Origin of the sequence: Mycobacterium sp. OTB74 (assembly GCF_029892685.1) — a bacterium.
GTDB lineage: Bacteria > Actinomycetota > Actinomycetes > Mycobacteriales > Mycobacteriaceae > Mycobacterium.
Genome location: NZ_JARXVD010000017.1, coordinates 86,901 through 103,750 on the forward strand (window position 1 = coordinate 86,901; position 16,850 = coordinate 103,750).

The window sequence follows — 16,850 nt, forward strand, 5'->3', positions numbered from 1 at the left end:
ATGCTCGCTGGACTCGCATTCGGTTCAGAGATCAAACGCTTCGGCCGCAGCCGGATGACCCGCGCGGCGATCGTGGTGCTGATGCTGCTGCCGCTGGTCTACGGCGCCCTGTACCTGTGGGCGTTCTGGGACCCGTTCGGCCAAGTCAACAAAATGCCGGTGGCACTGGTGAATTCGGACCGCGGTGCGATGGTGTCGGGCCAGCACGTGAATGCCGGAGATGAGATCGCCAAGAGCCTGACCGCCGACCACAGCCTGGACTGGCATGTGGTCAGCGATAGTGAAGCCCGCGAAGGCGTCAAGCATGGGAAGTACTACTTCATGCTGGAACTGCCACCGGATTTCAGCGAGGCCATCGCATCGCCGATCAGCGGGACGCCCAAGAAAGCCCAGCTGATCGCGCTGTACAACGATGCGAACAACTACATCTCGTCCACCATCGGCCGCACCGCCACCAGCCAGGTGCTCAATGCGGTGTCCAGTCGAATCTCCGGCCAGGCGGTCAATCAGATTCTGTCCGTGGTGGTTTCGTCCGGTGCCGGAATCAAGCAGGCCGCCGACGGAGCGCACCAGCTGGCCGATGGCGCCACCCAGCTCAACACCGGCCTGATCCAGGCCGACAACGGGGCGGGCCGTCTGGCGTCCGGGCTGAGCGATGCGCGTTCAGGTTCGGCCAAGCTGTCCACCGGTGCCCGACAGCTTTCCAACGGCATCAACCAGGCCACCGACCCGCTGCTGAAACTGACCAAGGCGCTGTCCCAGGTCGGCGGTAACACCGATCAATTGCAGCAGGGCGCAACCGCTTTGGAGCAGGCCGCCGACCAGGTCGGGGCCATCGGCACTGCCCAGGACGCCGCCGCAGCTGCAATCGGTTCGGTGATCCAACAACTTTCGGTGAATCAGGACCCTGTGTCGGTCGGTGCGGTCAATGCTCTGCACGGTGTGCAGGACCAATTGGCCGGTCATCAGTTCACCCCGCAAATCCGTCAGCAACTGACCGACGCACACAACGCCGCGATCTCTTTGACCGAAACGTTGCGCAACCCTGGCAGCCCACTTCAGTCGGCCCTGGATCAGGTGGGCAGCACCGGCCAGCAGCTGACCGACAAGCTGAACCAGCTGCGCAACGGCGCTGAGCAACTGGCCAACGGTAACGCCCAGTTGGCAAGTGGCCTAGTGCAACTCGACGACGGGGCACGCCAGCTCAAGTCCGGCACCGCCCAGCTCGTTGATGGCTCGACCCGGCTCAAGGACGGCGCCAACGAGTTGGCCACCAAGCTCGGTGACGGCGCCAAGCAGGTGCCGGAATGGACCACCCAGCAGAAGGCCGCGATCGCCGACACCATCGGCGGGCCGGTGCAGCTGGACTCGTCGCACGAGAACAGTGCGCCGAACTTCGCCACCGGTATGGCGCCGTTCTTCCTGACCCTTGCCCTGTTCTTCGGTGCTCTGGTGTTGTGGATGGTGTTGCGGCCCTTGCAGAATCGTCCGATCGCGGCAGAGGTGCTGGCAATCCGGGTGGTGCTGGCCAGTTACCTGCCTGCCGCGGCCATCGCGCTGTTCCAGGCGGTCATTCTGTATTGCGTGGTGCGTTTCGCTCTCGGCATGCAGGTCGCTCATCCGGTAGGGATGTTGGCCTTCATGATCCTGGTGTCGTTCGCGTTCGTCGCCGCGACTCAAGCGATCAATGCTCTGGTCGGCCCGGCAGTGGGCCGGGTACTCATCATGGCGCTGCTGATGTTGCAGATGGTCAGCGCCGGCGGCATGTATCCGGTCGAGACCACCACCAAGCCGTTCCAGACACTGCACCGATTCGATCCGATGACGTTCGGCGTCGACGGACTTCGTCAGTTGGTGCTGGGCGGGATCGATGAACGCCTATGGCGCGCGATCATCGTGCTGGTTTGTATTTGGCTTGGTGCGCTGGGAATTTCGAGCCTGTGCGCGAGGCGGAACCGAACCTGGAACCTGATCCGGTTGCTGCCGGCGATCAAGATGTAGGTCGGGTCTGCGCCTCGTTCAGCTCGACAGCAGTAGTACCCCGGCTGCGGTCAATGCAATGACTTTGACGAGCTCCAACCCCACATAGGCGTAATGGGCGTTGGAGCGGGGTCCTTCCCTACCTGCCAGCACCTCATCCGAGCGGCGATTCAACCCGGGTCGCACCGCGATCAGTTGCAGCGCCAGTGCTGCAACCGCAACGGCGAACGCGACCATGACCGAGGTATTTGGACGGCTGACCGAGACCGCCGCGACGATGCCCGCCGCGAATACCAACTCGACGGTGTTGAGGGCGCGGAACACCATGCGCCCGATGCCGAGCCCGATCTGCAATGTCACGTTGGGAGCGCGGAACTTCAGTGGCGCCTCCAGGAACGAGATGGCGAGCACCATGCCCAGCCAGACAAAGGTGATAGCAATCTGAATCGCCGCTGCGGCAGTCATTCGATATGTCCTTCCAGGTCGGTATGCACGACGGCCACCGTGCCTACTGCGTGCTCGTCCAACAGCTAGTAGAGCATCCCAAGTACCGGAGCAATCCCGATGTCCACCAAATTCAACTCAACCGAGGTTTGACCGCACTCAAACATGGCTATTCCCAAGACATGATCAGAATCAAGTTCACACAGATAGCCGCCGCTGGAACACTTGCCGCTGCGCTTGCTACTGGGTCGTTCGTGGCAGTCGACATGGCGCCGAACGCATTTGGACGGGATGTGGTCCTGACTAATTACCAGATGGGACCCACAGACCACTTCAAAGACGACCCGGGCGGTGGCGGCTGTATCAACGGCCAGTGTGGCTCCGGTGGGACCAACAGTGGTCCAGGCGGAGGTCAGGGCGGCTCCGGATGTATTCCGACGGCCAACGGAATGGCCTGCGGCTCCGGCGGAGTCAACGCTGGACCCGGTGGTGTTCCCGGCGGCAGCGGTTGTCTTCCCGGGGTCGGCTGCGGCGGCGGCCACGGGTAGTACGGCTTATCGCTAAATGTCCGTCAGTCCTCGACCGTCTGCTGGTCACCGACCAGCAGACGGTCGATGGCGCTGGTACTTTCCGGTGAAAGCCCTTGGCGCATCAGTGCATCGAGAAACTGGGCGGCTACGGTCTTCAGTTTTACCTGAGTCGTCTGCGAGCGCCATTTGAGGATGTCGAATGCCCGGTCGGCGTCGACGCTGTACGCCACCATCAGCACGCCTTTGGCCTGCTCGATCAGGGCGCGGGACTCCACGACGCCGGACATCGCCCTGGTGACGTCGGATTGCAGACTGTCGGTGACGTCGACGTAGAAACCTTCGGTGCCGATCACGTCGCCCGATTCATCGGTCATCCGGTCGCCGACCGCGACCAACCACCGGGTGCTGCCCGAGGCATCGACGATGCGGTGCCGACTGCTGAACTGCCCGCCGGTTTTGACTCGGTCCAGAATCTCGGCCACCTTGGCGCGATCGTCGGGATGTTGGTGGTTCAACAACAGCTCGGTCGTGGGTTGCACCGCACCCGGTTCGTATCCATGCATCCGGGCAACCTGGTCCGACCACACCCAACGCTGGTCTGCCACAAAATACTGAAACTTGCCGACGCGCTGGGTTTCGCCTCCGCTGAATACCGCGGCGACCTCCCACGACTCCTGGCTGTCGACAGACTCCTGACCGTCAACGGGCGTATCGGTCATCTCGGGCACTCGACAATCGGACCTCGACAATCGGACATGGGGGCTCCGGCCCGGTCGACCCGAGCCCCCAATATCCTAACCCGCTGCGGCCTTACACAACCTGCTCACGGATATCGCGAAGTGTCCGATCCAGAATTCGTGAAACATGCATCTGCGAAACACCGATCGTGTCGGCGATCTGCCTCTGCGTCTTCGAAGCGAAGAACCGAAGATACAGAATCCGCTGTTCCCGCGCCGGCAGCGCTTCCAAGGCCGGCTTGACCGATTCGCGATCGGTTATCCGTTCGTAGCCGTCGTCCAACTCACCGATCAGGTCGGCGAGGGGCTGCTGTTCCTTCTCCTCGCCGTCAACGACCGGTGTGTCCAGCGATTGCGGCTGGTACGCATTGGCCGCGATCAGCCCTTCGGCGATCTGTTCGGGTTCGACGCTGAGTGCTTCGGCGAGTTCCCCGGTGTTCGGGGACCGCCCCAACCGCTGCGTCAATTCGATTGTGGCGCCTTTGATTTGCTGTCGAATATCGCGGATGCTCCGCGGTACATGAACCTTCCAGCCATAGTCCCGAAAGTGGCGGCGCAGTTCTCCGGTAATGGTTGGGATGGCGAAGGCCAAAAAGCCGGACCCCATCTCGGGATCGAATCGGTTGACGGCCTGGATCAGACCCACTCTGGCGACTTGCACCAGGTCTTCCAGGCTCTCTCCCCTGCCGTCGAACCGACGGGCCAGACGATCCGCCAACGGGCAACACCGCAGCACGATGCGTTCATGCTGGCGGGCAAATTCCGCTGATTCGGCGGGAATGGCGCGCAGCCGCGCCACCATGTCAGGTACATCTGCGTATTCATCGGCATCGCGTAAACGTTTATCCAGCAACAAGGTTGACATGAACTAGCCTCCAGAGGCCAACAACACGCACCGACACAGTCGGTTGGCGCGAACACCAAGCTCAGCGCCATATCGTGCGTGTTGTACTCCACCCCTCGGGTGGACCGGCGATCTGCCGTCGCTGCGTCGCAACCTGCGGTGTTTCACCCAGCCAGGCCCTGATCTGGACCGCAACCGTACACCGGACAAGCAACTCACAGCTGCCGTCGCTTCGGTCTAAGCAACTGCGCCGCATCGGCGCTGTTATCGACCATACCGCCGATCGAGCGGGCACACCACCGTTAGCGAGACGAGTCGTCGCCGGCCGCGGTTATGACCTGCGAGAAATGCCACGTGCGGGAACATGTTTGGTCGAGGTCGGCACGGGTATGCAGCAATATCCGAGGAAAACGGAACAGGAAGCGGTTTTGCCCATGGCGGTATGCGTGACCTGCGGGACCGACTCCGATCAGTCGTTCACAGTCAACTGGAACGGACGCAGCGCCACATTCGACTGCATCGAATGCATGGCGACCATGGTCTCGCCGATGTGCCGACACTGCGGGTGCCGAATCCTGGGCCATCCGGTACGAATCGATGGCTACCCATACTGTTGCCCTCATTGTGCGCAGGCCGGCAAGGGTCCGGTGAAAGCCGAGCGCTGGCAATTCGGGCTAGGGTCGGCCGCCGGCGACTGACCAGGTTTCAGTCCCTGATCCTCGATGTTTGAGTGCTCAATGTTGCGGGTATCCGACCGTTCAGTCGAGAGCGCAATGGAGCGAACCGAACGACAAATCGAGGATCGGCGGTTTGGGATGAAGGTCGTCAGAGGTTCAATCACCGCTGTACTGCCCTTGATATCGACGCTGGCTGGTTTCCCTTTTGTGACCGCACCTGCGGCAGCGGAACCGGCTTCTGCCGACCGATGTCCGAACGTTCAGGTGGTGTTTGCGCGCGGAACCATGGAGCCTCCCGGCGTAGGCAAGGCCGGGCAGGCCTTCGTCGATTCCCTGGCCGCGCGAACCGGAACCAGAACTGTTGACGTATACGCGGTCGACTACCCGGCCTCACTTGACTTCGCCACAGCCGCCGATGGTGTTGTGGACGCTGCGAATAAGGTCCAGCGCACCGTCGCCACCTGCCCCGACACGAAGATTGTGCTCGGTGGATATTCGCAAGGCGCTGCGGTGGCGGCTTACATCACCGAGGACACCGTTCCATCAGGTGTGACGATGCCGGTCGGCTTCTCCGGGCCCATGCCCGCTTCAGTCGCCAATCACGTTGCCGCAGTGGTCCTGTTCGGTAAGCCATCGAGTGGCTTCCTGCAGATGGTCTACACGGGCGCCCCGCCGATCAACGTGGGTCCGCGGTACACGTCCAAGACGCTGGACCTGTGCATTTCGCAGGATCCGGTGTGCGCCCCCGCCGGCACCGACAACGGCGCCCACGAGGAGTACTCCGACGCCCGAATATCCGATCGGGCAGCAGAATTCGTCGTCGGAAAGCTAGGCTCGCCAGCGCCGGGCACAGTGACGCCGTCAGGACCTGGCTCAACAACACCACGCGCACCAGGGCAGTTCGTCGAACAGGCTGCCGCGAGGTGACCGTCGTTGCTGCAACCGCACGGTGGCTGCCCGCCCTCCTCGAATTCGTCTGATATCAACGGAAACTCTTCGATCTCGACGCGCTGGGTATGGTCCTGCATTGCCTGCTGAAGGTCGACGAGCGCCGCTTCGAACTCGGCGGACGCCGGGTCAAGGCATGTCATGTATTTCAGTTGCTCATTGGTGTCATCCACCTCGGCACGTAGCGACTCGACAACCTGCCCGGTGCGGGCGACCGCGCCTCGAACCCGCGGGTGGACCAGCAGTTCTTCCGATACTTCATGGGCCGTCAGCGCTGCACGAAGCTGAGTGAAATGTTGCCGCCGTTCGGTGATGTCTCCTGCGTCGAGGGTCTTGGAGAACAGCACCCTGATTGTCGTGTGCTGGGTTTTGAGGTAATTGATGACACCGTCGGCATCGCTCGTCGGCATGTCGGTCATGTGGTCTCCCTTTCTCTGCCCCGTCCCCTGGCCTCAAGGTGTATCCACTACTGCTACCCGAGAGCCGGATCGCTAAACACCGACGACCGCAACGATTGATGACCTGCTGCGTGCGCCGCCCGCAGCAGGGTTCGCTGAGTCAAGAAGGTTCGGTGACGCCCTCCGAGGGCGGCCAGTGCTGACCACTGGATACCGCACCGGGATCGTGAAAGTCACCGCGGGACAAGGGAACCCACTGTTCGCTGGCGGCTGGCTGCTCGGAAGGAAAGTCTTCGAGGTCGCCGGATGGCTGCGCGTCCCAGCTCTCGAATGTGAGCGGGGTCTGCAGCCAGCTGCACAACAACAGAAACGTCGCTTCCAGGGAGTCCAGGTGCGTCCGCTCCCAGCCGTGGCTGCCGTCGAGCCCGAAACCCACCAATGCTGCTCGGGTTCCGGCCCCGGCTTCGATCGCGGCCGCGGCGTCGGACCGGTAGTAGCGGAAAATGTCGCGTACGTACGGAATGCCCTTTTCCTGGGCCAGACGGCACAGCTTGCGCGTCAGGTGATAGTCGAACGGCCCGTGCAGGTCGGCCATCGGAATGGTGACCCCATTCTCGATGGATTGCTGACCGGGTGCACACACCGCGTTGTCCACCGACACCAGTTCTGCAACGTCCGGCGGCAGCCCGTGGCTGGCACCGTGGCCGACTTCTTCGGTGATGGTCACCATCAGCGTTGTGCGATGCGGCAAAACGATCTTGCGTTCGGCCACCACCTTGGCCAAGGCCAGCATGACGGCCACTCCGGCCTTGCCGTCCAGGTGACGCGAGACGACATAACCGTCCTCAGTCAGCTCGGGGCTGGCAACCAGCGCCACGAAGTCGCCGACATGCAGTCCGAGTTCCTCCAGATCGGCCTTCGACGAGACCTGCCGGTCCACTCGAACCTCGACGTCGTCCCAGGTGGTGGGCTGGGTATCGATTTCGTCGCCGAAGGCATGGCCGCTTGCCTTCAGCGGCATCACTGTTCCCGTGAAGAACCGGTCGGTGTCATCGGGCAGAATCCGCACCCGCGCACCCGTGGCGAACCGGGCCGAGAACGTTCCCACGGGCACGAGTGCGAGCCGCCCATTGTCTTTGAGCTCGCGCACCATGCAGCCGATGGTGTCGGCGTGCACGACGATCGCGCGGTCGGTGGTCGCCGATTTGCCTGGCAGGTCAGCGATCAGGGCACCGCGGCGGGTCAGGGTGAACGGGACGTCGAGGTCGGTGAAAATGTGACCGATCAAGTGCATCACCGCATCGGTGCGCCCAGCCGGGCTGGGGGTCTGCAACAACGCCAGCAATGTGTCGACCAGCCAGCTTCGGTCATCAGCCGGCATCCGCTCGACCACGGTGTCAATCATCTGGATGTCTCCTGTAGGAACTGATGGCGTCAGTCCTGCTCGACCGGATCCGGCTGCCATGCCCACGGCGTGCCGGCTGTCCGCGGGAACAGCAGATCGATGAAAGCCTGTGCGGTGGGACGCGGCTCGTGATTGGCCAACCCCGGACGCTCGTTGGCCTCGATGAAGACGTACTCCTCCCCCTGGACCGATGGCACGATCAGATCGATTCCGGTCACCGGAATGCAGATCGAATCCGCGACTTCTACAGCCACCCTCGCCAGCGCGGGATTGAGTTCGTCGGTCACGTCATGGATGGTTCCACCGGTGTGCAGGTTTGCGGTGCGACGCACGATCAGATGTTCGTTGGCGGGGAGCACATCATCCAAGGCCCAACCTTCGTCGTTCACCGCGCTGTTGGTGACGGCGTCCAGCGGAATCACCGATTCGCCGTGCGTGGCCGCCGACCGACGACGACTCTGCGCCTCGATCAGTTGGCTGATGGTGTGTGCTCCGGTTCCGATGACCTCAGGGGGCCGGCGGACGGCCGCCGCGATCACCTTGCCGTTGATGACCACGACACGCAGGTCTTCGCCCATGCAGCGCTCTTCGAGCAGCACGTCCGGGCAATGTTGTCTGGCCAGCCCGATGGCGCGGTCCAATTCCTCGGCACGGGTCACGCCGACCGTGATGCCTGCGCCCTGTTCGCCGCGGGCCGGCTTGACCACCGCCGAGCCCACCTTCTCCAGGAACCGATAATCGGTGTCAGTGAAACTCGCCGTGCAACCTTCGGGTATCCGGATTCCGGCTTCGGCCACCACAGCTCGGGCCACGCGTTTGTCGTCACACCGACTCATGGCAACGGCATTGGTCAACTCGGACAACGATTCTCGCGTCACCACGCTGGTGCCACCGTGCGTGAGCCGCATGTAGCCGCCCTTGGCGTCCAGCACCTCGACCGCGATGCCGCGCAGAATGGCCTCGTCGGCAATTATCCGGGCGTACGGATTTAATTGTGCCAGTTCATCTTCGGGCTTGACCGGTGCGAAAAGCTGTTCGTTGATGGCGTTCTTGCGTTTGATTCCGAGGACCGCCGGAACCCGCTGGAACCCGATGCGCTCGTACAGCGCGATGGCGCCCTCATTGTCGTGCAACACCGACAGGTCCATCTGCGACCGTCCGCGCCTGCTGAACTCCTCGATCAGCGAACGCACCAGGAGGCCGCCGGTGCCCGGACGCGCCACCGTGGGCTCGACCGCCAGACACCACAAACTCGATCCGTTCTCCACATCACCAAACAGTTGGGCATGATCGATCCCGGTAACGGTGCCCACAATATGACCGGTCTCGTCGTCAACGGCCACCAGGTACACCACGTGCGGCGCAGACTGGCTGTTGCTCCACATCAGGTCGCCATCGGCCGGAACCATATGACAGCGCACGTAAATCTGATTGATTGCGGCGCAATCCTCGACCCAGGTCACCGGGCGTACCGACAGCCCGCAGACATCCGGTGGCCGGTACTGCGGGGATTCGGTCAAGTCGACGCGGTAGGTGAAACTGGGGTCGATGAAGAACTCCTGCGGATGCAGGGCGACGAAGACGTGTGGCGCGTCAAGATACATCCCGATATCCCGCCGTCCGGTGGCTTCTTCGCGAAGCGCGGTGCCGAATTCGTCGGGGTCCTTGAATGTCTGGCCGAAAACCAGCCGCCCCCAGCCGAGATCCTGAACGACGCCTTCTGCTGCTGATCCGTCGTCGCGCGGTCCGGTTGTCATGGCAAGGTCGCTCCGTCCACATGTTGTGCGAGCCACAGTTCCAATAGCCCGATCTGCCACAACGGGTTTCCGCGTAGCGGCGTGAGGTTGCCGTTCGGGTCGTTGAGCATCGTGGTGACCTCACCGGGGGTGAACAATCCGCGATCCAGCGCGGCACGGCTGTTCAGCGCGTCGCGGACCAGGTCGAGGTACGGCCCGCCCAGGTGCTTGAGTGCGGGCACCGGAAAGTAACCTTTGGGCCGATCGATGACCTCGTGCGGGATAACCTTGCGTGCAGCATCTTTCAGCACGCCCTTACCGTCCTGCGCGGTTTTCAGCTCGGGCGGGCAGGTCGCCGCAAGTTCCACCAGTTCATGGTCGAGGAACGGAACCCGGCCTTCAAGACCCCAGGCCATGGTCATGTTGTCCACCCGTTTCACCGGGTCGTCGATGAGCATCACCGTGGTGTCCAGCCGCAGCGCCCGGTCGGTTGCGGTCGCTGCCCCGGGCAACGAAAACTCTTGCAGCACAAAATCACCCGAGACGTCGGCATCAATCCGCCAGCGCGCCTGCAACATCCGGTTGATGGCCGCATGGTCGCGGTCGAAAAATGCTGTCCGGTATCGGCCTAACGCATCGACGGGATCGCCGTCAGCAGCGTGCGCCATCGGCGGGTACCAGTGGTAGCCGGCGAAGATCTCATCAGCGCCCTGCCCGGACTGCACCACCTTGACGTGCTTGCTGACCTCCTCGGACAGCAGGTAGAACGCCACGCAGTCATGGCTCATCATCGGCTCACTCATGGCGCCGATGGCTCCCGACAATGCAGGCAGCATGCGTGCGGTGTCGATCCGAATCTGGTGGTGGTCGGTGCCGAAATGACGAGCGATGACATCGGAATACTTGAACTCGTCGCCTTCTTCGCCGCCGGCCGCCTCGAAACCGATGGAGAAGGTGGCCAATCCGTGTTGGCCGGCCTCAGCCAACAACCCGACGATCAGGCTGGAATCCAGCCCGCCCGAAAGCAGGCAACCCACCGGCACGTCTGCGACGAGGCGGCGCTCGACCGCGGTGCGCAGCGATTCCAGGACAGCATCCTGCCAATCCCGTTGCGTCCAGCCGGAACGTTCCGGTGATCGTTCGAAAACTGGTTCCCAGTAGGTGGTTTCGGTGTGCGCACCGTCAGGCTCGATGAACATGAAGGTGCCCGGCGCCAACTTACGAACACCGCGCAACACGGTGCGAGGTGCCGGCACAACCGAATGGAAACTCAGATAGTGTTGTAGCGCAACAGGATCGAGCTCGGTGTCGACGCCGCCCGCAGCCACCAGCGCCGGTAACGAGGATGCGAACCGCAACGCCCCGCCTTGGGCATCGCACCAATACAATGGCTTGATTCCGAGGCGGTCACGGGCCAGCAGCACCCGACCGGAGTCGGTCTCGGCGATGGCGAACGCGAACATCCCATACAGATGATCGACAACCCCGGCGCCCCACGCGTGGTAGCCCTTGAGGACCACCTCGGTGTCGCTGTGTGAGAAGAACCGATATCCCTTGGCCGAAAGCTCTTGGCGCAGTTGGGGATAATTATAGATACAACCGTTGAACGCGACGGTGAGGCCGAGTTCCGGGTCATGCATGGGTTGATGCCCATGACTGGACAGGTCAATGATTGCCAGACGCCGGTGCCCGAATGCCACGTTATCGCGCGACCACGAGCCACTGCTGTCCGGCCCACGCGGCGCCAGGCGATCTGTCATAGCGGACACCGCCGCCAGATCAGCCGGACGCCCCCAGGCGATTTCGCCTGCGATGCCGCACATGGTGGAAGTCAACTCCCTTGATGGACGTGCAACCCACCTTACATAGATTTGCGGCAGGTGTCAGCGCCCGTGGCCGTATTAACCGGAGCAACACCCCCGGTGACCTCCGGTTATTCAATATTCTCAAGCACTTTGACGGATGGAGGGTTACTGCTGCCGTCCACCGCAAGCCGCGGTGGACGACAGCAGTACGAAATCCTTTGCCCTATAACACTGTTAGTGGGGAGAGCCGCTCGAAGATCCGCCCGAGCCCGAGGAGTAGCCACCCGAACCAGGCGCCATACCTGGGACGGTGGTCGCTGGTGACTGCGGGGCCTGCGCGGCCGGTGCCTGCGCCGCGGATGTGCTCGTCGACGGCGCGACGGGCGCCGGGGTCGTCGGGTCAGCGACGTTGCCGGTATTCCCGCCCTGGGCGCCGACAGCAACTCCGACAACTCCCAGAGCCAGCGCACCTGCCGCACCAGCAACTGCAGCCAACCGGGTGGTTCGTTTCGCGTGCGTTGTGTCCTTCAAGGACTTCTCCCCTCGATATCGATATGACGAAGACACAGGGGTGTGCCGTCGTCTACCGGTTATCCCGCCAGGAGGGTTCTAAACATCGCAGATTACGGCCGCTCCCCCGGCTCGTTGAGGAACTTGCTGATCGCGGGCGCCAGCGAGGCGGCGTTGGTGATCAGGTCGACGTGCCCGCCGTCGTGCAGATACGTTCGCGAGTGTGGCAGCAGGAAGTTCATGACGCGCGCGTTGATCACCGGAATGATCGGATCGTCGGTACCGGCCACGATCAGCGTGTCCTGGCGGATCGCCGGCAGTGCGTGCAGGCTGGTCCACACCGCGCCTGCCAGCAACTGGTGCAGGTAGCCGACCTTGGAACCGGCGTGCAATTGTGCGAGGAACAGCTTGGCGACGTCCTCGCCGTGCTGTCGCACCGAACCGCCATACAACTCACCGGCAATCGACGCGGCATACTCGGTATCTGAAAAGCGTTTGGGTGTAAGCATTTTCATCAGAACCCGGGGACGCCCGGGCACCATCACCGCACCGGTACCTGTGGCCACCAGCACCAAGCGGCGGCAGCGGCGAGGGTTCTGGAAGGCGAATTGCTGTGCAAGCGCGCCGCCCCAAGACAATCCGAGGACGTCGACTACGCTGAACCCGAGCTTATTGAGCATTCGTCCGAGAACCCAGGCCAGATACGGAAAACCATAGGGCGCGAACGATACTGGTGAACCACCCGTGCCCGGCACATCGAATCTGATCACCGTGGTCTGCGGCAGCAGTTGCTCGACGAACGGGTCGAACACCTCGAGGCTGGCGCCGATGCCGTTGCACAGCACCAGCGGCACGGTCGTACTGTCGGTGCCCTGGTCGACCCTGACCCGCAGCCGCTGACCACCGACAGATACGTAACGCTCTTGTGTCACTGTGTTATTCGTCATTTCGAGTTGTTCGCTCACTTCTGCAGCACGTAGGTTCCGGGAGCCGGTCCCGTTGCAGCGAAGCCCTCGGCGCCCAGCGTAATCGGGGCGTCGATCTCATCGCCGCTGCGCTCGGACAACCACTGCACGTAGTCCGGCCACCACGAATCGCTGGACTTCTCGGCGGCCGCCAGCCAGTCTTCGGCGGTCTCCGCCTCGACCTGCCCGGTCCGGTACGAAGCCTTCGGGTTGCCTGGGGGGTTGACCAGCGCAGCGATGTGACCACTGCTGGACAACACGTACCTGTTGTCCTTGCTACCGAGCAGCTTGGCACTGCGATAGGTGGCCTGCCATGGCGAGATGTGGTCGGCGATGCCCCCGATGACGTAGGCATCGCAGGTAATCTTGGACAGGTCGACCGGGGTGCCGAGCATGCTCGCCTCGCCGGGAACCACCAGCGAGTTGTGCAGGCCCATCAGCACCATGTCGCGGTGTAGCGCAGCGGTCATCCGGGTGGTGTCGGCATTCCAGAACAGCACGTCGAATGGCGCCGGTGACCGGCCCTGCACGTAGTTGTTCACCCAGTACCGCCATACCAGGTCGGTGGGCCGGAGCCAGGCGAACATCTCAGCCATTGCACGACCGTCGAGGTAACCCTTGCGCGCAGAGGTGGCAATCGCGGCCTGGGCGGCACGGTCGCTCATCGCGGCCGACGCGAACCCGGCCCGATCCTGGTCCAGCACCGTCACCGCCAGCGTGAGCCCGGCGATCTTGTCACCCTGACCGATCTCGGACAGGTGTGCGACCGTCATCGCGGTGAGAATGCCCCCGGAGCAGCTGGCCATCAGGTGAGTGCTGTCCGAACCGGTGATTGCGCGCACCGCGTCGATCGCCTCGACCACCGCCTCGCCGTAGGCGTCCAGACCCCAATCCTTGTGCCGTGCTTGCGGATTGCGCCACGAGATGGTGAATACCTGCTGGCCCTGCTGGACGAAGTACTCGATCATGCTGCGGCCGGGAGCGATATCCATGACGTAGTACTTGTTGATCACCGGCGGCACCATCAGCAGTGGCACCGCGCGCACCTTCGGGGTCTGCGGTGCGTATTGGATGAGTTCGAACATCCGGGTCTGCAGCACCACTGCGCCCTTTGTGACGGCGAGGGTCTCGCCGACCTCGTACGCGTCGGGCTCGACCATGGCGGGCACCCGCGGCTGCGACGTCATGTCCCGGGCGAAGGCCCGTAAGCCGCGCACCGCGCTCAGGCCGCCGGTGTCGATCAGGGCCTTCCAGCCCAACGGGCTGATCAGCAGGTTGTTGGTCGGAGCCAGGCCCTCCACGACATTGTCCAGGACAAACCGCATCCGAGCCTCATCGCGCCAGTCCAGGCCGGCATCGGCGAACAGCTTCTCGGCGGTGTCCGAAGCGGCCAGGTAGGCCTGCATGATCCGGTGCAGCGCGGGGTTATGTTGCCAAGCCGGATCGCTGAAGCGCTTGTCGCCGCGCTGGGGCGCCAGATCGCAGTCGCCAACGGCGATCTCGCCCAGTTCGCGAGCCAATTCGGTACCACGTTCGAGCACAGTGCCAGGCTGCTTGGCCAAGCTGGCCCCCATCCGCAGCCAGCTGCGGTTCGGTGTCATCCGGCGGATGAACGGCTTGGTGGAGCTGGTCAACAGGAGGTCGAGCGGGGCGGCAAATTCGTCAGGGGTGGTGCGTGTGGACATTTCAGTCGGCACTTTCGCTTGGTGGAGGTGTGATGTATCGAGCGTGCTCCGGAACCAGCGAAGAAGCGATGGTGGCCGGAACAACACCGGTCCTTTTCAGATGTGATCGGCCACAATCGGGCCCCACGCTCCCCTATCGTTGGGAAATGAGCACGGCGCGCCTACCTGCAGGTGACCAGAACATCGTGGTTGACCAGAACATCGTCGAGCTCAGCCAGATCATGCTGAAGCGCGTTCCCGACCTCTGCGCGACGCTGGCGGACCAGATTTGCGCACAGATCGACGGATACCGGTCGGCGCCGGCGGCAGTACAGAGCAACGTGCGCGAAAGTTGCATAGCCAACATGACTTTCGTCTACCGATCGTTGTCCGGAGACAGCGACGCCGATCTGTCACCAGCGTTCGAAACCGGCCGGGCCCGCGCCATCGAGGGCGTTCCATTGGCAGCGGTGATGACCGCCTACCGAATCGGATTCCGGTTCATGTGGGAGCAGACCGCCGCAACGGCCCGCGAGCATGGAATCCCGACTGATTCCATGCTGGCCGCCAGCGCACAGATCTACCTGAGCCAGGACGAATTCACCCACGCGATGACCACCGCCTACCGCGAGCAGGTCACCAGCCAGCTGGTCGACCGGGAAGAGGAACGCTCGGCACTGGTGGAGGCTGTCCTGTTCGGCAGGATCAGCGACCATCAAAGCCTCTGGGAGGCGGCTGATCTGCTCGGCCTGCCAACCGGCGGGCCCTATGTTATTGCGGCAGCAGAGATTCCGTCGATCGGCAAGCTGGGGCTGCCGGAGATCGCGAACAAACTTGCGGCGCGTGGTGTCCGGTCCGCGTGGCGCCTGCTACCGGATCTGCAGGTTGGCGTCGTCCATCTGCGTCAGGGCAAGACCACCTACGACGCTTTGGTCGAAGTACTGGGCAAGGCCGCCACGGCGCGCGTCGGGCTCAGTCCCACGTTCGCCAGCTTGGCCGAGACCCGTGACGGGCTGCGGTTGGCGCGGCTCGCGGTAGCCGGCAGGACCAGCGGCAAAGGGCTGGTGTCTGCCTTCGACGATGCGCCGCTGGCCTTCGCCGCAGTCAGCGCACCGAACGTGATGAGCCAGATTGAGATGTCGGTGCTGGGCGGCCTACACGGTCTGCCTCCCGAGGAGAAGTCCGTGCTGGTCGACACCTTCACCGCCTGGCTGGATGCCGGTGGCTCGGCCAACGATGCGGCGGCCACCCTGTTCTGTCACCCCAATACCGTCCGACACCGGCTACACCGCATCGAGGAACGCACCGGACGGCTCCTGTCCCGACCCCGGGACGTGGCTGAATTGTGCTTGGCCTTCGAGATCAGCCAGCGGTTACCGCAAGACCGGTGAATTACGGCGTACACCACGCGCCGGCAGCTACAACCAATCCGAGGGTGCCCGGCAAGCATCCGCCGCGTAACGCTGCGCGGTCATTCGGGCCAGGCATTGTTCTGGATGAGGTCAACGAAATTCGCCCGTTTGAACGACGGATCGAAGTGCGCCAGCACGTCGGCGTTCATAGTCCCGAACGTCGTCTCCGGCCGATCTGCCATGCCGTCGTAGAACGCCTGCAAGATGCGCTTCTTGAAGTCCGGCCGCGGATGTGCCGCCACGACCTCCGCACGCTGCTGCTCGGTGATCTCGGCCAGATCGAAACCCAGGACGTCGGATTCGACTCCCAGGCTCACCACCGCGACCTCCGGCGCAAGATGGTGCGGGACCTCTGGCGTGGTGTGCAGCGCGATCGACAGCCAGACGTTGGTGGCCTCCTGTTCCGAACGACCATAGTCCAACAACAGGTTTCGTGCCGCATCGGCACCATCGATTTCGAATCGCTGGCCGGTGGTGCGGTACACCGAGGTCAGACCGAGATCGTGGAACATCCCGCCGACATAGGCCAATTCCGGGTCCACGTCGAGCCCGCGCGCGGCGGCCTTCAACGAACCCCACAGATAGACTCGGCGGGAATGGTTGTAGATCGTGTCGTCGGCGGCCTTACGGACGATCGCAGTCGCTTCTCGAACCAGTTCGGTATCCGGAATTGTCACTCCGGCAATAACTTCAGCCATCGGGGTGCCTCCTGTGTAGGGCTTAAGTGGACAAGTTCCACTCTGGCCGCCAAGGCCCACAAGCAGGCAGTGGAGAAAGCGACAATCAGTCCATAAA

At 63.1% G+C, this 16,850-nt stretch carries 15 protein-coding genes; 5 read left to right on the forward strand and 10 right to left on the reverse strand.

Going from position 1 to position 16,850, the window contains the following annotated elements; translation table 11 throughout:
* Window positions 1-2,001, forward strand: coding sequence for a YhgE/Pip domain-containing protein (locus M2432_RS20985; protein WP_280828754.1), 2,001 nt, complete (start codon window positions 1-3; stop codon window positions 1,999-2,001).
* 18 nt (window positions 2,002-2,019) lie between these two features.
* Here M2432_RS20985 and M2432_RS20990 read toward each other — a convergent pair whose 3' ends face one another.
* Complete coding sequence (locus tag M2432_RS20990; protein WP_280828755.1) at window positions 2,020-2,445, reverse strand: hypothetical protein; 426 nt, start codon at window positions 2,443-2,445, stop codon at window positions 2,020-2,022.
* Between the two features lie 161 nt (window positions 2,446-2,606).
* Here M2432_RS20990 and M2432_RS20995 point away from each other — a divergent pair, with 161 nt between their 5' ends.
* On the forward strand, window positions 2,607-2,972 hold the full coding sequence (locus M2432_RS20995; RefSeq protein ID WP_280828756.1) for a PE-PGRS family protein: 366 nt from the start codon (window positions 2,607-2,609) through the stop codon (window positions 2,970-2,972).
* 23 nt (window positions 2,973-2,995) lie between these two features.
* Here M2432_RS20995 and M2432_RS21000 read toward each other — a convergent pair whose 3' ends face one another.
* Complete coding sequence (locus M2432_RS21000; protein ID WP_280828757.1) at window positions 2,996-3,673, reverse strand: PAS and ANTAR domain-containing protein; 678 nt, start codon at window positions 3,671-3,673, stop codon at window positions 2,996-2,998.
* 91 nt (window positions 3,674-3,764) lie between these two features.
* Entirely contained in the window at window positions 3,765-4,556 is a 792-nt protein-coding gene (locus M2432_RS21005) for a SigB/SigF/SigG family RNA polymerase sigma factor (protein WP_280828758.1), read from the reverse strand.
* Window positions 4,557-4,969: 413 nt separating this feature from the next.
* Here M2432_RS21005 and M2432_RS21010 point away from each other — a divergent pair, with 413 nt between their 5' ends.
* Both M2432_RS21010 and M2432_RS21015 read left to right on the forward strand, forming a co-directional pair.
* Window positions 4,970-5,233, forward strand: coding sequence for a hypothetical protein (locus tag M2432_RS21010; protein ID WP_280828759.1), 264 nt, complete (start codon window positions 4,970-4,972; stop codon window positions 5,231-5,233).
* Window positions 5,234-5,350: 117 nt separating this feature from the next.
* Window positions 5,351-6,139, forward strand: a complete 789-nt coding sequence (locus M2432_RS21015) for a cutinase family protein (protein WP_280828760.1) — start codon at window positions 5,351-5,353, stop codon at window positions 6,137-6,139.
* Window positions 6,140-6,718: 579 nt separating this feature from the next.
* On the opposite strand, the gene M2432_RS21020 is transcribed toward M2432_RS21015, so the two are convergent.
* From M2432_RS21020 to M2432_RS21045, 6 genes are all read right to left on the reverse strand, one after another.
* Window positions 6,719-7,963: an osmoprotectant NAGGN system M42 family peptidase gene (locus M2432_RS21020; RefSeq protein WP_280828761.1), complete on the reverse strand. Its 1,245-nt coding sequence runs from the start codon at window positions 7,961-7,963 to the stop codon at window positions 6,719-6,721.
* Window positions 7,964-7,992: 29 nt separating this feature from the next.
* Window positions 7,993-9,720, reverse strand: coding sequence for an N-acetylglutaminylglutamine synthetase (gene ngg, locus M2432_RS21025; RefSeq protein ID WP_280828762.1), 1,728 nt, complete (start codon window positions 9,718-9,720; stop codon window positions 7,993-7,995).
* Complete coding sequence (locus M2432_RS21030; protein WP_280828763.1) at window positions 9,717-11,522, reverse strand: N-acetylglutaminylglutamine amidotransferase; 1,806 nt, start codon at window positions 11,520-11,522, stop codon at window positions 9,717-9,719. The genes ngg and M2432_RS21030 overlap by 4 nt, the downstream gene beginning before the upstream one ends.
* Before the next feature lie 216 nt (window positions 11,523-11,738).
* Window positions 11,739-12,035 (reverse strand): hypothetical protein, encoded by a 297-nt coding sequence (locus M2432_RS21035; protein WP_280828764.1) that lies wholly within the window; start codon window positions 12,033-12,035, stop codon window positions 11,739-11,741.
* A 92-nt stretch (window positions 12,036-12,127) separates the two neighbouring features.
* Complete coding sequence (gene phaZ, locus M2432_RS21040; RefSeq protein WP_280828765.1) at window positions 12,128-12,961, reverse strand: poly(3-hydroxyalkanoate) depolymerase; 834 nt, start codon at window positions 12,959-12,961, stop codon at window positions 12,128-12,130.
* Between the two features lie 14 nt (window positions 12,962-12,975).
* Window positions 12,976-14,664 (reverse strand): alpha/beta fold hydrolase, encoded by a 1,689-nt coding sequence (locus M2432_RS21045; protein WP_280828766.1) that lies wholly within the window; start codon window positions 14,662-14,664, stop codon window positions 12,976-12,978.
* Between the two features lie 146 nt (window positions 14,665-14,810).
* Here M2432_RS21045 and M2432_RS21050 point away from each other — a divergent pair, with 146 nt between their 5' ends.
* Complete coding sequence (locus M2432_RS21050) at window positions 14,811-16,034, forward strand: helix-turn-helix domain-containing protein (protein WP_280828767.1); 1,224 nt, start codon at window positions 14,811-14,813, stop codon at window positions 16,032-16,034.
* 80 nt (window positions 16,035-16,114) lie between these two features.
* Here M2432_RS21050 and M2432_RS21055 read toward each other — a convergent pair whose 3' ends face one another.
* Window positions 16,115-16,753: an HD domain-containing protein gene (locus tag M2432_RS21055; RefSeq protein WP_280828768.1), complete on the reverse strand. Its 639-nt coding sequence runs from the start codon at window positions 16,751-16,753 to the stop codon at window positions 16,115-16,117.
* Window positions 16,754-16,850: the final 97 nt, after the last annotated feature.